This is a genomic window from Crocosphaera sp. (genome assembly GCF_030064895.1).
In the GTDB taxonomy this organism is placed as follows: domain Bacteria; phylum Cyanobacteriota; class Cyanobacteriia; order Cyanobacteriales; family Microcystaceae; genus Crocosphaera.
The window spans coordinates 1-14,841 of record NZ_JASJEB010000076.1 but is presented as its reverse complement, the minus strand read 5'-3'; the positions used below and the strand labels follow the sequence as shown (position 1 = coordinate 14,841).

The 14,841-nt window shown below is 36.4% G+C and carries 13 protein-coding genes; 1 reads left to right on the top strand and 12 read right to left on the bottom strand.

What is annotated here, in order from left to right; translation table 11 throughout:
- From QNJ66_RS16250 to QNJ66_RS16195, 12 genes are all read right to left on the bottom strand, one after another.
- A partial coding sequence (locus QNJ66_RS16250; protein ID WP_300508731.1) for a tetratricopeptide repeat protein occupies positions 1-614 on the bottom strand: 614 nt, incomplete at its 3' end.
- Positions 615-718: 104 nt separating this feature from the next.
- Positions 719-973: a HepT-like ribonuclease domain-containing protein gene (locus tag QNJ66_RS16245; RefSeq protein WP_300508729.1), complete on the bottom strand. Its 255-nt coding sequence runs from the start codon at positions 971-973 to the stop codon at positions 719-721.
- Positions 960-1,280, bottom strand: coding sequence for a nucleotidyltransferase domain-containing protein (locus QNJ66_RS16240; RefSeq protein WP_300508727.1), 321 nt, complete (start codon positions 1,278-1,280; stop codon positions 960-962). Before QNJ66_RS16240 ends, QNJ66_RS16245 begins: the two co-directional genes overlap by 14 nt.
- A 244-nt stretch (positions 1,281-1,524) precedes the next feature.
- Positions 1,525-3,177, bottom strand: coding sequence for a CHAT domain-containing protein (locus tag QNJ66_RS16235; protein ID WP_300508725.1), 1,653 nt, complete (start codon positions 3,175-3,177; stop codon positions 1,525-1,527).
- Positions 3,178-3,188: 11 nt separating this feature from the next.
- Positions 3,189-5,942: a tetratricopeptide repeat protein gene (locus QNJ66_RS16230; protein WP_300508724.1), complete on the bottom strand. Its 2,754-nt coding sequence runs from the start codon at positions 5,940-5,942 to the stop codon at positions 3,189-3,191.
- Positions 5,943-6,187: 245 nt separating this feature from the next.
- Positions 6,188-8,467, bottom strand: a complete 2,280-nt coding sequence (locus QNJ66_RS16225; protein ID WP_300508722.1) for a caspase family protein — start codon at positions 8,465-8,467, stop codon at positions 6,188-6,190.
- Positions 8,468-8,514: 47 nt separating this feature from the next.
- Complete coding sequence (locus tag QNJ66_RS16220; RefSeq protein ID WP_300508720.1) at positions 8,515-8,826, bottom strand: TIGR03792 family protein; 312 nt, start codon at positions 8,824-8,826, stop codon at positions 8,515-8,517.
- Positions 8,827-9,087: 261 nt separating this feature from the next.
- The gene (locus QNJ66_RS16215) at positions 9,088-10,422 is read right to left on the bottom strand and encodes a transposase (protein WP_300508718.1); all 1,335 of its coding nucleotides are present in this window, start codon (positions 10,420-10,422) and stop codon (positions 9,088-9,090) included.
- Between the two features lie 786 nt (positions 10,423-11,208).
- Positions 11,209-11,352: a high light inducible protein gene (locus QNJ66_RS16210; protein ID WP_300508716.1), complete on the bottom strand. Its 144-nt coding sequence runs from the start codon at positions 11,350-11,352 to the stop codon at positions 11,209-11,211.
- Positions 11,353-11,562: 210 nt separating this feature from the next.
- A complete protein-coding gene (locus QNJ66_RS16205) occupies positions 11,563-11,706 on the bottom strand; it encodes a high light inducible protein (RefSeq protein WP_300508716.1) in 144 nt (47 codons plus the stop codon).
- A gap of 69 nt (positions 11,707-11,775) precedes the next feature.
- Positions 11,776-11,919: a chlorophyll a/b-binding protein gene (locus tag QNJ66_RS16200; protein WP_007307849.1), complete on the bottom strand. Its 144-nt coding sequence runs from the start codon at positions 11,917-11,919 to the stop codon at positions 11,776-11,778.
- 159 nt (positions 11,920-12,078) lie between these two features.
- Positions 12,079-12,717 (bottom strand): tetratricopeptide repeat protein, encoded by a 639-nt coding sequence (locus QNJ66_RS16195; RefSeq protein ID WP_300508708.1) that lies wholly within the window; start codon positions 12,715-12,717, stop codon positions 12,079-12,081.
- 294 nt (positions 12,718-13,011) lie between these two features.
- On the opposite strand from QNJ66_RS16195, the gene QNJ66_RS16190 reads away from it, so the two are divergent.
- Positions 13,012-14,748 (top strand): peptide ABC transporter substrate-binding protein, encoded by a 1,737-nt coding sequence (locus QNJ66_RS16190; protein ID WP_300508707.1) that lies wholly within the window; start codon positions 13,012-13,014, stop codon positions 14,746-14,748.
- Positions 14,749-14,841 lie beyond the last annotated feature (93 nt).

The following is a 14,841-nucleotide window of genomic DNA, read 5'->3' as shown; positions in this document are numbered from 1 at the left end:
CCTGAGCGATCTCCTACTGCACGTCTTAAGGGTAAAGCCTGTTGGTAATACTCCAATGCTTGCTGTTTCTCTCCTAAGTCATCATAGACTTTACCAATATTGTTGAGGGTGGTGGCTTCTCCTGAGCGATCTCCTACTGCACGTCTTAAGGGTAAAGCCTGTTGGTAATACTCCAATGCTTGCTGTTTCTCTCCTAAGTCATCATAGACTTTACCAATATTGTTGAGGGTGGTGGCTTCCCATTCCTGGTCTTTAACTGCTCGAAACAGGGGTAAGGCAACATTGTAGGCTTCCAGGGCTTTTGGTTTAAAGCCTAATTTGCTGTAAATAAACCCTATACCCACCAAAGTTTCGCCTTCTTTGTTTTTATCTCCCACTTCTCGCCATAAGGGTAACGCGGCTTCCCATTTGCCGATCGCTTGTTGATAAGATTGGGCGGTTCCTTGTTCAAATAATTCCCATCCTTCATCAAACAGTTGTTGTGCTTGGGTACGAGTATCTGTTTGCGCAATAGTAGTTTGAACAATGGGAGTTTCTGTAGCTGTGGCAATGGGGGATATTCCACCAGCGAGTAACCAAGTTCCTATCACTAAAAGTTTTGAGTAGCAAGACATAGAACAAAAAGTGAAAATAATTAGGGGTCAAGAACTTGTTCTAGTATAGTAACTAAAGGTGGTAGATCCTCCGTTACTGTTTTCCAGAGAATATCGACATCAACTTAATAATAATTGTGAATCAAACGATTTCTCATACTGATAATTTGAGGCCAGGGTATTTGAGTAATCTGTTTTTGTTTTTCTGGAGATATTCTAGATGCTGCTTCACCAATTACTTCAACCAAACGGACTAACGATAATAGTAACATTCGTTCATGTTCCAAGGAAGTTCTTGTTTTTCCTTGAGTGAAAGATAACGCTTCATTAGCAGCATCTCTCATGTGAGACAATCTCGTGTAATCATCAATCTTTGACATAAATTGTTAAGGCTTCCTGTTGAACTTGTTGACGAAAATAACGACTTAGTTCTGCTATTGTTCTTAAATCAGCTTTGCGTTTAATTAGTTCTGATAATTCCATTTCAATTGCAGATAAACGAATATAACCAGGGATATTCTTTGGATCAAAAACCACCAAAAAATCTACATCACTGTCTTCCGTAAAATCTTCCCTTAAAACTGAGCCAAACAAAGATAATTGACAAATCTGATGTCGTTGACAAAACTGATTAATTTTCTTTTGATCTAGAGAAATTGGTAAGTTAGCGATTGATTGTTTAGACATAGCAGTTTTCAATTGAGTGTATCAAAATTAATGAAAAAATGGTTATTCATACCAAATCCGATTGTCAAAACCTCTTTATTGTTTTGCTATCTTTCCTCCCACACCTCCCACACCTCCCACACTCCCCACCCTCCTCAACTAGAAAGATAAGGGGGGTATCTAAACCGGATTTAGTATCATTAGTGACTGTCTCCTATAATCCATAGCATTTCCAATTGTTTAATATTTAATTATGCAGACTAAGTTACTCTGTTTCTCCAATTAAAGTAAACGCCGCCCAATTTTTAGGATTACGATGGGTTTTCATAGTAGTTAACATTGCTTGTCTTAATGCTTGTGCTTTGTCCATTTCTTTCTCTTGCCAATTACGGTAAAATTCGGTCATTAAACTAGCAGTTGGTGCATCAGGAACTGACCATAAGGAAACAATTACACTGGGTACTCCTGCGGTAATTAAGGAACGGGATAACCCGATAACTCCATCTCCTGTTATTCTTCCTCTTCCTGTATCACAAGCACTTAATACCACTAATTCTGCATTTAATTTTAAGTCTAGAATTTCATTAGCTGTTAATAAACCATTATCATTCCCAGAAGGTGCAAGGGCGATCGCTCCTGGAACCCCCAACCCTTGAAAATCATCTAATAATCCGTGGGTAGCTAAATGAATAATTCTGGCTTGAGGAAGTTGAGAAACAATGGTTTTTTTCGTCGCTTGACTACCAATTAATGGTTGAGTATTAAAGAGTTTAGCAATTTCAATGGCTTCGGTTTCTGCAGCCGGTAAAGGGCGAAGTTGTACAGGAGGTTCTCCTATTTTTACTGTTACTTCAGGCATAGTAGGATTACCAACAATAACTTTACCTTGTAAGTTGGCTTGTTCAACGTTAGCCTGTTGTTTTTGGGTTAAATCTAACACTTGAATAGCTGGTGCAGTTAAAATTGTATGCTTTTCAATAAGATAGGTTCCTTCCTTATCTTGTAAGGCAGGAAACGGTACTAAAAATAGTTCTCCTTGGGGTATAAAAATAACGGGTTGGTTAGGATCACTTGGGAGTAAATCGGAGATCGGTTCAATTAATAATTGATGTAATTGTTGTAATTTATTGCTTTGCTCTTCTTCAGTCAAAGGTTCAACCATAATACTACTACGTCCTCTAACTCCAATTGATTCACGGCTATTAATAACAATATCTTGGAGAGAAGTATTATTGAGAGATTGAGTTAAGTTAACCTGTTCAAATGCAATTTCTCCTGTGGGTTTAACTACCCAAATATAAAGGAAAGTTTCCCCAGAATTAAGGGTATCGATGATAGAATATTCTACCAAGGTTGCATTTTGTCTCTTAGCAATTTTTTTGATTTGTTGAATAGTTGGTGGTTTAGCATTAATAGTTGTTTTTAATGTAGATGAAGAAACTTGTTTTTCTAAAAGATCAATAAACGCTCTTGCTCTAGATGTTTCTGAGGCTAATAAAGCTTCTTCCTTAGCATCTAATTCAACTAGATATGCAGTCAGTTTTTGAAGGAATGGTTGTGCCTCATCCAAGGCAATAATTTTATCTGAATCATTAGTTAATCGTCTTCTCCAATTTTCTATATTATTTGCTAAGGCATTCCGAATATCAATAGCTTGTTCCTGAGTAGGAGTCGGTAAATATTCTTCGTCAATCATTGCTTTGCGAACTTCTAATGAATTGTCCAAACTCAGGATTAAACTATCATAATCCTGTAGTTGAAAATGACAATGAGTAAGATTTCTAATAATATTTGCTTCATCTAAAAGATAGCTATAAATTATTGAACTATTGCTTTTGGTATTCTTAATTTCTTGTTTGTATAAATTGAGTGCTGTTTTTAAGGGAGTTAATGCTTCTTCACATCTACCTTCAAGCACTAAATCGGCTCCTAAATCTTTGAGATACCATTTATCTTTAGCAAGTTCGGTGGCAATTTCGGGATTTCGATAAGAGTCTTTAGTTCTTTCAGCAAAAAATTTTTTTTCTCAGTTGGATTGTTTAAAGTTTCCCAAATACCTATTAACGTTCTTCCGTTAGAAACGGCTCGAAAAAATCCTTTTCCCTCTCTTTTATCTGAACCTTTCCAAGTAAAATCTAATCGATTTCCTTGTACAATTCCTTCTATTTTTCCGCCACCATTATCTTGATAAGTTCCATAAACTTTATCTTCTGTTTGTTCTAAGGTAACCTCTTTAAAATCTCCTGAAGATTTTTCTTGCCAAACTCCTTGAAAAGCAGGAGGGAGGGTTTCTGCTTCTCCTGTAAATGTTGCAGAATAATTGCTAGAATACCAGCCTGAACTATTACCTGTTCCTTTAATTGTTCCTGAAATTTTATTATTTTGAATTGTAAAAGTTAACTCTCCTTCAGTTCCAGTAAAGATTAAAGGAGAGCCATCTAATACATTAGATTGACTAGATGGTAATGTCCACCAATTTAGAGCAGAAAAAACAGTTGGATTCGGTTTTAGCTGTAAAGAAACTTGATTATTATCTATTGTTATTTCACTATTAACAGATGAAAAAAATTCTTGAGCTATCCAAGAAACACTACCATTTCTATTACGAAAATCTGTTTCTAATGTTACAATGAAAGGGTAAGAATTATTAGTTGAATCATTAGGTTTTATTTTAAGAACACCAGAAAGTTTACCAAAAGATTGACCGTTTGTTTCCCCTTGAACAGAAATTTTAAAATTAGCAGGAACTTTGATTCCTTCAATTTCGTTTTCAGGTAACTTATAAGTAATATTTTGATTCCCTTTTAGGAGTGATTGAGAAACCCTTAGAATATTTTGAGAATCCATGCTTGTAACAGTATAGATTACATCTAAAAAAGCTTGTTCTCCTTGTAATTGAATGGTCCCATCGAGAGAGCTTGCTGCACCTACAGAAGTTTGTTCGCCTCTAATTTTTAAAGTATTCCTATCTTGAGAGTAGGTTCCCAATAATGGAAATAAATCATCTCGAACTTTAGCATTTTCAGGAGGAACGAAAACAAAAGTGTTATCGTTTAAAAATATCCAATTTGCTTCTCCAAACATTTCTGTTAACTTTTCTGTTCCCCACCAAGCTCCCTGAAGACTTTTCAATTGAGGTTCTTTAACACCTGAAAGTAAAAAAAGAGCCTTACTCTTTTTTGTTTCTAAATCATCTTTTGCACTTACTTCAGGTATTTTTGTTAGCAATGTGTCAAAGAAAGAACATAAGGGATTTTTGGGATTAGTTGTTTCAATTTTTGGTTTGCTAGTTACAGAAGAAGTCCCATTATTCTTCTTTGCCTGTTCTTCTATTAATTGTCCGCTAAATTGAGCTTGATAACGACTAGGTTGACCTTCACTTGAAATTCCTGAAGCATCAATTGTTCCTGAAATTTGATTATTTTGAATCGAAAAAGTGAGTGTTCCATTTTTAGGAACAACATCTGCAAAAGTAGGTTGATTAGGAATTTGATAGGAACCGGTTTCTGTTCGAGGTTGACCCTGTTCCTCAAGAGCTTGATTAATTTGTTCTTCTAGTTGATTTAGTTCTTCTTGTAATTGTTGAAGATTTTCTCCCAGTAACCCTTCAGTAAACCATGTGACATCACTTCTGACCCCCTCACTAGGATTAATTTCCATACGAACTTGATTATTACTAATAGAAATTCGACTATAATGGTCTTGCTCTCTTGGATGACCTGGAAAATAAGATTGCCAAAATAAACTACCAATCTTGATATCTTCAGGATTATTTATATAAACTGCGACTGAAAATGGATTAGGATCTGCTTCAGAGGGAGGGCTGATTTCTAAGGCTCCAGATAGAGCTTTAAAAGGTTTATCATTTATTTTTCCCTCAATAGAAATACTATATATAGAAGGAACTATAATCCCTTCTATTTCTTGCTTCGGTAAACTATTGATTCTCTGAACCTCTAGTTGCTTAACTATTTCAAAAGCTTGCTGTTCATATTCATTTGCTTGACGATTATTTCCTAAGTTTTTATGAACTTCAGCCAAACTATCTAAAATGAGATATTGTCCAGGAAGACTATTAATTTCACGTGCTGCTATTAATGCTTTTTCATAGTGAACGATCGCCTGAGAAAAGTTGTTTGACTCTTTGTAAGCATTGGCTAAATTATGGTTAAGTTTGGACTCTAATTCTGCACTGTCTATCTTTTGCAAAACTGATAACCCTTCCTGATATGAACCAATGGCTAAAGGATAGTTTTTTTGAGTATAGTAAACGACTCCTTGATTAATGAATGCTCTCGTTTCTAAATCAAGATTATTGATTTCTTGAGCAATTTTGAGAGTCTTTTGTGTATAATCTAGAGATTGAGAGTAATCTTGTAATTGATAATAAAAAACGCCAAGATTCTTAAAAACTTGTCCTTCTCCATTTCTGTCTTTTTCTTCTTGATAAATTGCCAGAGCTTGTTTAAAAAGGGTTAAGATTGAATCAGCTTGATGAGGTTCCATCTTCGCTAACTTCTCAATTCCTTCGTTTAATAACTTATCCGCTTTCATAGTTCTTTCTGTTTTTGTTTGAGATAAAACTGGTGACGTAGAAAAGAATACTGTATTAATTAAGTCAGGAATTCCTACGATAATCAAGAATGTTAGAAGCACAATTAAGCAGAATTTTAAAAGTCGCATAATTATTTATCTAAATTAATTAGCTTAATTTGGGTACATGAAATCCAGTTTTTGGGATTAGAATATTGATTACACTATGTGCTAGGTAATAGGGAACAAGGAAAGGGAACAGTAAATTATAATTAGGTTTCAGAGATTGCTTATATCTTAACCTATACTTTAACTGGTATATTTTTCGTTTTTAGCATAGCTTTTCAGAAACCTAAGATTTTATACAGATTTTTTTCCAAATTTTGAGATAAGATTTAACTCACCACCTCAAATGTAATTGACATACCGGCCATCTGTCGAGTATCAATGTTATGCACTCCCTTAGAAACGGTTGCACCACTTCCCCGACTTTCTTGCCCCAAATCATCAAGAAGGCTCACAATTGCTTCATCCGGATCAATTAAATCTACTGGTGTCCCTCGCAAACTATCCCCCCTCTCTGCTGCCAAAACTTGCAATAATTCAACTGCTTTGGTTAAAGGAGTCATACTTGCAATGACCAATACTTCGGCGGTTCCGGTTTCTCCAGCTACTTTAAATTTATAGCGATCGCCCCGATTATAATCAGGAATGTAAATCGTTTCTCCTGGGAACACTGAAGGGTTATCACCAGTTCCTGGTAACGGGGAAAGAACCGCCAATGTTCCATCTACACTGACAAGTAAAACACTGATATATAAAGGGGAAGACTCGTTATTTTGAATCAGGAATTGTATCTGAGTGCCTGCCTTAACTTTTTGAGCAGTATTGGTTAATCCCCTTACTCCTCTGACTTGGCCAAAACTGCTTGGCTTTGTCCCTCTAACCGTAAACGATTCTGCGACTAATTGGCTACCCTCTACAGTTTCCATAGCTGCTACTACGTTTAAACGGGAGGAAGTTGTGTTGAGGGTTAATTTAATCAGTCTAGCTGCTAATAATGACTTCAATTTTCCTTGTAATCGCTTGATTCCATCGGTTACATTTTCTCCCGAAATACCAGATGATCCTGGAATCAGATCCAGTGCAGGAGAAAATAGGGCAAGACTATCCACTGCTGGTAAAGGAGATAAGTTACGCTGTTGTAATTGTTGATAGTAACTACGGGTTACGCGGCCGAGAATATAGTGTATGTTATCCTCATCCAGACCAACCCCTTGAATGCGCTTAATTTTTTGTAATTCTTCCTTAGCTATTACTTGTTCGGTTTTTAAGGAAGAATCTAAGCCAATACGTAGAGTTAAGTTAGCTGGAATTACCCGCACTCTCTCTTGAAGTAGAGTCCCTGCAGTGATCCCTCCTCCTGCCTCAATGACGGTTCCTTTGGCTGTAAGTGCTTGACGAGAGGTGATTTGAACCTCACCCTTTTCTTGTCCAGATTCATCCACCAGGGTTAAAGTAGCCCCTTGGCCAAAGGCTTCTAGGGTGCTTGGATCGATCCCTCCTAAAAAGAGATTCACCTCATTGCCCTGCACTTCAGTCACCACAGCTTCTGCTGGTATTGTAAATGATCCTCTGAGAAAATAAACCAATTCCTGACTATTTTGACTACCTTGGGTAACGTTAAATTCTGGCTGTTGTAATAAACCGACTGTTGGGAAATAGTCTTTTAAGATGCGATCAGTTGCAGCATTGGTATTAACCATGACTCGGCTGACAGATTTATCTCCTGTTTGTTGCCAAAAATAACGGGTTAAAACATAGGTAAAGACACCGGCTGCTGTATCCCCAAAAGAGGCATCAATGGCTGCTTGCTCGGCTTTGGCTGCTGCTAACAAAACCCCTTTAGGAACACCTTTTTGACGAGCTTTTGCCAATGTTGATGCACTAAGATTAAGCTCAGACATCAATTGTTTTTGATATTCTTGTTCTTGTGGACTGGCCAATAATTCAATCTTCGAGTTGGTGATACGATTTAACTCCCAGTCCCCTGGCCGCGATCGCAATGTCAAAATGCCCTTTCTTGCCCCTCCTGAATAACAGCTATCTAAGACAACAGTGATATTCTCTGTATCAATCTTTTGCATGAGCAACCATAAGGTATGGCCAGTAATATCTTGAACGGTTCCCCCTTTATTGGGATATCCTACTGGCAAATCACTATCAATAGGAACTATGCTACTAACGCGCCTATTGGGAAATATCATATCGGGATCACGGACTTGAGAACCATGGCCTGAAAAATGGAATACTACTACATCCCCTGGTTTGGCCCATTGAATGAGATGTTCTTCAAATGCTCTTAATATGTTGTCACGGTTGGCTGCTTCATCGGTTAGTGAAAGGATAGCATTACGCTCAAAACCAAAACGATGTATCAATAATTCTTCCTGAAGTTTGGTGTCATTAATTGCACCACGTAGTTTTGACCATTCATATTCTAAATCAACATAACTATTGACTCCCACTAACAAAGCTCGTTTTCGAGGAGTATTTTGTGCTAAAACTTTGGCGTAGTTAATAGCCTGAGATTCAATAATGCCTTTTCTTAAACCAAGAGCTGCTAAAGTTCCTCCGAAAAACTTAAAAAATTGACGGCGTTTAACACAAGACATTATTGGCTCTCCATATCTTCATTCAGGGCTATTTCATTCTAGATCAATTAAGAATTGGGAAATTTTCTAATTTGATATTCCTTAGCTTCGGTCATTTCATAAAGATGATTTTGCATTTGCTCAGCAAATTTTTCTTCTGTTGCAGCTAAAACAGATAAGGGAATCTTTTTCCATTGTTCACGGGTTTCCCAACGAATGATTAAAGTAATTTCGTCGGGAATATCAGGAGATATCCAGACTTCTTTGCCCAGAAAACCCTGAAACTGCCCTAAAGTGCTTGTCCATATCTCGTTGTCCAATCGAATGAAGACATCCCTAGATTGAGGGGAAACCCGAAATTTAAGCCACTCGATAACCATATGTAAATTTTTACTTAATCAAGACAACAAAATCTTATTGTTACGACACAATGAAGATAGGGAAGTAAATAAACATTAAAACTATTTCTCAAGGAGTGGGATTATGATTAATACATTTCTATATCCTAATAGTGTTACTTACTTGATTGTTAAACTTTTGGTTCTATTTGTAGCCGTTTTGTTGTATTTAATTTTCACAGCTACCCCTGTAACTTAGTTAAGTCTATTGACATACTCCCACCACTAATTGCTTCGCTCTTGCTACGCAATATAGTGGGGGATTCTCTCCGTATCACTACTAGAGATTCCTTGTTCAACGAGACAACTTAGATTATCAATGTTGCCATTAACAACCCAGAGGTCGGACTCTCCCAAGGCGATGGAGTCGGTTTGCGTATGCCCTACGCTACCGTTGAGATGTTCTCCCAAATATTTCAAACCCCTTTTAAGAATGTTGATTGCTGCATTATGATCCCTATCTAAGACTGTTTTACAATTAGGACATTGATGAGTTCTGGTACTTAATGATTTTTGAACTCTTGTACTACAAACTGAACAATCTTGACTGGTGAAATGGGGAGGTACAGCAATACAAACGATGCGATAAATCTTAGCAAAATAATTCAACCATTCAGTGAATTGATACCAAGAAGCATCAGAAATCGATTTAGCAAGTTTACGGTTTTTAACCAAGTTTCTAACTTTTAAAGCTTCATAGACCACCAGATCATTAGACTGGACTAACGCCAAAGCATCTTTAATTGCTCTGTCTTTACGCTGTCTTGATACTTTAAGATGAAGTTTGGCTACTTTTAGCCGTTGCTTATGATAGTTGTTAGATTGTTGTCTTGGTGCGCGTTCCCTAGGCGATTGCGAATCGCCGGGGTCGCACCGCTTTTTACCTTTACGGAACCGTTTTGATAATCTTCTTTGCGCTTTTTTAAGGCGTTTCTCAGACTTTCTCAAATAGCGAGGGTTATCAACAGTATTTCCCTGAGCATCAGTATAAAACTCTTTTAAGCCCAGATCAATTCCTGTTACTTGTCCCGTTGGTTCATGGTTTTCAATACGTTCTACATCAATTAGAAACTGGCAATAATAACCATCAGCACGTCTAACAACTCTAACTCGCCTTATTTGTTGTTCTGAATAATAAACTAATGTTCTTTGACTACACCATAAATCAAATTCTCCTGCTTTAAAACCATCGCTGAATTTAATTTTACGTCTGTCATCGGATAGCTTGTATCCCGTTAATTTATACTCAACAGAACGACTATATTTTTTAAACTTAGGAAACCCTTTCTTTCCTGATATCTTGGCACGACAATTCTGGTAGAACCTGTTAATTGACTGCCATGCTCTATCAGCAGCAGATTGACGAGCTTGAGAGTTTAATAAAGTTACCCAAGGTGTGTCTTTATTTTTAGCTAATTGAGAGCAAAGTTTTTGGAGATCATTACGGGTTGTTCCCTTATTATCCATCCAATAACGGACACAGGTATTACGCACAAACTGAGATGTTCTAATGGCTTCATCTAGTTTATGGTATTGCTCTGGTGTTCCGTTTTTTAATTTTGCTTCTACGACTAGCATTGATTAATTTTCGACCTGGGATATACTTATTTTAACATGGTTTACGCAATTATGGTAGAATTAAATCTTTGCTACGTAGTTTATTTATTGATTGCGATTCATCCCGTCGCTAAGGGTTCGGGGGTACTTGCCTACAGCTGCGATGCGTCCCCCTTACCTATAGCGAGGGCATTCTCGCAATATTTTGGGTAATTTATTATTAACTCTCCGAACTCCGAACTCCGAACTCCGAACTCCGAACTCCGAACCCCGAACCCACCCTACTATGATCTTATTTTTCTCATTGTTATAAGTCTAGTTAATCTTTTAAGCAATTTATTATCAATTATTTAAAATTTTCGTTAACTTTACAGTTTGTAATGTGTAGGAATCTTTCTCAATAGTTGACGAATTTACTGGTTTTGAGGTATATTTGTAACGATGAAAATCTACAGTACGTATGTCAACTTAAAGATTTAACCCTGAAAAATCCTAATACTTGGTTTTCTCATTCCACAAATGATGACATTAAAAACAGTTTAAACCTTATTTTTGAATATTTTTTGAGCTTATGTACTAAATCGTGTAAACTTTGTAAAGTGCTGCTCTTGACAAAAGAAAGATTATCTGAGTTCTTATATTCAGATAAAAAGCAAATTATTGTACAGTTAACAAAAGTTTAACCTCCGAAAGCTCAGTTTAGAGTTCGGAGGTTATAATTGATATGATAAATAATCGATATTGTTAGAAGGGAAGACCAAAGGATTATTGATCCGATGCCTTCCTTTTCCAGGCTTTAGTAAATCCTTACATTAAGCCTAATTGAGAAAGAATACCTTGTCCGGTGAAGTACTCGGTAGCGATACCGATTACAAAGCCAAGCATGGCTAAACGACCGTTCCAGTTTTCAGCAAATGCGGTAAAGCCAAGTTTGGATTCTTGATTATCCATAGTGATATACCTCGTGTGTTCGGTAAATTCAATTAAGTCAAGTTCTTGATTACTATCTTAACAAAACTTAGTGAAACTTTGTAAGATATTTTTAAATTTTCTTGAAAGTGTTAATTTCAAGACCCCTGTCATAATACCAAGGCATTGAACAGTGGGAATTTAGATGAGAAGAATTCTTAATCCTATGCCTTCCCAGACTTCAGTAAAGCCTTACATTAAGCCTAACTGAGATAGGATACCTTGTCCGGTGAAGTATTCGGTAGCGATACCGATTACAAAGCCAAGCATGGCTAAACGACCGTTCCAGTTTTCAGCAAATGCGGTAAAGCCTAATTTAGATTCTTGGTTATCCATAGTAATGTACCTGTTTTTGACTACGCTGTTTTGAGATGTCTAGTTTGAGAATGATTCTCAATTGTTTACTTACATTAATCCTAACTGAGATAGGATGCCTTGTCCAGTCATGTATTCGGTAACGATACCGATTACAAAGCCAAGCATGGCTAAACGACCGTTCCAGTTTTCAGCAAATGCGGTAAAGCCTAATTTAGATTCTTGGTTATCCATAGTAATATGCCTACTTATTCGGTAAGTGCAATTAAGTCAAGTGCTTGAATACAATCTTAACAAAACTCTTTGTAACATTGCAACATATCTTTACATTATTTTGAAAATGTCAATCTGAAGATCCCCGTTATAACGCCACAGCGTTGAACTTTGGGAGTTTCAAGGAGATGGAGAATTTATTTTAGCGATGTTATTAAGGATTTTTTGTTCTAGGAGAGCGTCTCCTCCCCTTTGAGCTATATATAAAGCTTCTTGGTAGTAATGTATAGCTTTATCCTCTTTACCCATCAAACTGTTTATTTCTCCAATATTATTCAATGTTTTGGCGATATCTGCTGGTTTATCCACTTTTTGGGTAATGGGCAAGGCTCGTTCATAATAAGTTAAGGCTTCTTGATGTTGTCCTAAACTTTGATAGGAAGCTCCCATGTTATTAAGAGTAGCCGCTAACAGACGGGGATTGCCACTTTGTTGAGCGATGGGTAAAGCTTCTTCATAGTATTCTAAAGCGGTAGTAGGTTGTTGCAGTTCATGATAATTTAAGCCCAAACCCACTAAAGCAAAAGCTTGTAGGTTTTGTTTATCATGTTGTTCAGCAAGATCGAGAATTCTCTGCCAAGTTTCGATGGCCTGTTGAGATTGACCTTGTTTGGTTTGGGTTTTTGCGTCTTCTGTCAATTGTTGTATAGTAGTTTCAACACTTTCACTTTGTCCCCAACTGGGTTGAGATATAGTGCTTAAGGCAACAGGGGTGAGGCAAAGAGAAAGAATCAAAAGACGAGAAATAAAAGGTTTCATAAGTAATTTTTGGCTAAAGTTTATATAGAACTTCTCATACTCGTGATGTACATATTTTTTTGTAGAGACTTTGCAAAGAAAGTCTCTAGGGGAAGGTAGAGTGTATCTCATAAGTCTTAAGAAACCCTATAGGCTTTTTATTAGTATTCCCACCTTTCGTTGATAACCATCTACTTAAGTAGTATTTTGTTGAGTTAGTTAACTTTTTCCCTTAGACTTCAGTGATTTCTAGTAATGAGCAATAATCTGTTACAATTTAGCCTGAACCCAATTTTCTAAGGAAGTTTTATATCTGTGTTTAAAAAATTATTTTATGATGGTTCTTATCGTTGGTTATTGTCTTTATTTTTAGGAACATCTGTTATATTAACAGCGTGTAATTCTCAAGAAAATAATACTACCAGTTCTTCAAATGATAGTGATACTTTAAGATTATTATATTGGCAAGCACCAACTATTTTAAATCCTCATTTATCTACAGGAACAAAAGATTTAGAGGCGAGTAGAATCACCTTAGAACCCTTAGCTAGTTATGATAAAAATGGGAAACTAATTACATTTTTAGCTGCTGAAATTCCTTCTCGTGAAAATGGAGGAATTGCTGCGGATGGTAAGTCAGTAACTTGGAAATTAAAACAGGATATTAAATGGTCAGATGGGACACCTTTTACAGCAGCAGATGTTATTTTTACGTATGAATTTTTAAGTAATCCTGCAGTTGGAGCAACCAGCGCAGGGGATTACGAAATTATTGACAAAGTTGAAGCTATTGATGACTACACAGTTAAAATTACTTTTAAAACAGTAAATCCTGCTTGGAATCGCTTTTTTATTGGTGCATCAGGAATTATTTTACCCCGTCATATTTACGAAGAATATAATGGAGAAAATGTGAGGGAAGCTCCCGCCAATTTATTACCAATTGGCACTGGACCCTATAAAGTTGTTGAATTTAAGCCTGGGGATGTTGTTGTTTTTGAACCTAATACTCACTTTAGAGATGCTGAAGAATTAGGCTTTAAACGCATTGAATTAAAAGGAGGAGGTGACGCAACCTCTGCTGCTCGTGCTGTGTTACAAACAGGGGATGCAGACTACGCTTTTAACCTACAAATAGAAGCCCCTGTTTTAAAACAATTAGAAACAGGAGGAAAAGGAAAAACTGTTTCACTTTTAGGTACTTTAAGCGAGCGTATTTTATTGAATTTTTCTGATCCTAATAAAGCTACAGCAGAAGGAGAAAGAGCAAATATTGATAATCCTCATCCTTTTTTGACGGATAAAAAAGTCAGGGAAGCATTTAGTTTGGCCATTGATAGAAAAACTATTAGTGAACAATTATATGGCATTACAGGTGAACCTGCAGCTAACATTTTACTGTTACCTCAAGAATATAATTCTCCGAATAATTCTTATGAAATTAATCTAGAAAAAGCTCAACAATTATTAGATGAAGCTGGATGGAAAGATAGTAATAATGATGGCACCAGGGATAAAAATGGTGTGGAGATGAAAGTAGTATTTCAAACATCAGTTAATCCTCTGCGTCAAAAGACCCAAGAAATTGTTAAACAAGGATTAGAAACCATTGGAGTAGACGTAGAATTAAAGAGTGTTGATGCTAGTATTTTCTTCTCAGGTGACCCCTCTAATAATGATACCATTGAACATTTTTATGCTGATTTACAAATGTTTACTACAGGCAATTATAGTCCTGACCCTAGCAATTATATGAAAGATTATAAATGCGATGAAATTACCCAAAAAGCTAATAAGTGGGCGGGCAATAATTATTCCCGTTATTGTAACCCTGAATATGATAAATTATGGTTAGCTGCAACCCAAGAATTAGACCCTAAAAAACGAGCAGAACTCTTTATTAAAATGAATGATATTTTGATTAATGATTTTGTTGTTATTCCTTTAGTTCATCGCGCTGATGTTACCGCTATTAGTAACCGTTTACAAGGGTTTGAGTTAACTCCTTGGGATAGGAATACTTGGAATATTAAAGATTGGAAAGTTCAGTAATATAGCAATTCTCATACTTGTGAGGTACACAGTTTTCTAGTTTTAGGAGTTCGGAGTTCGGAGTTCGGGGTTCGGAGTTAGATGTTAGGTGTA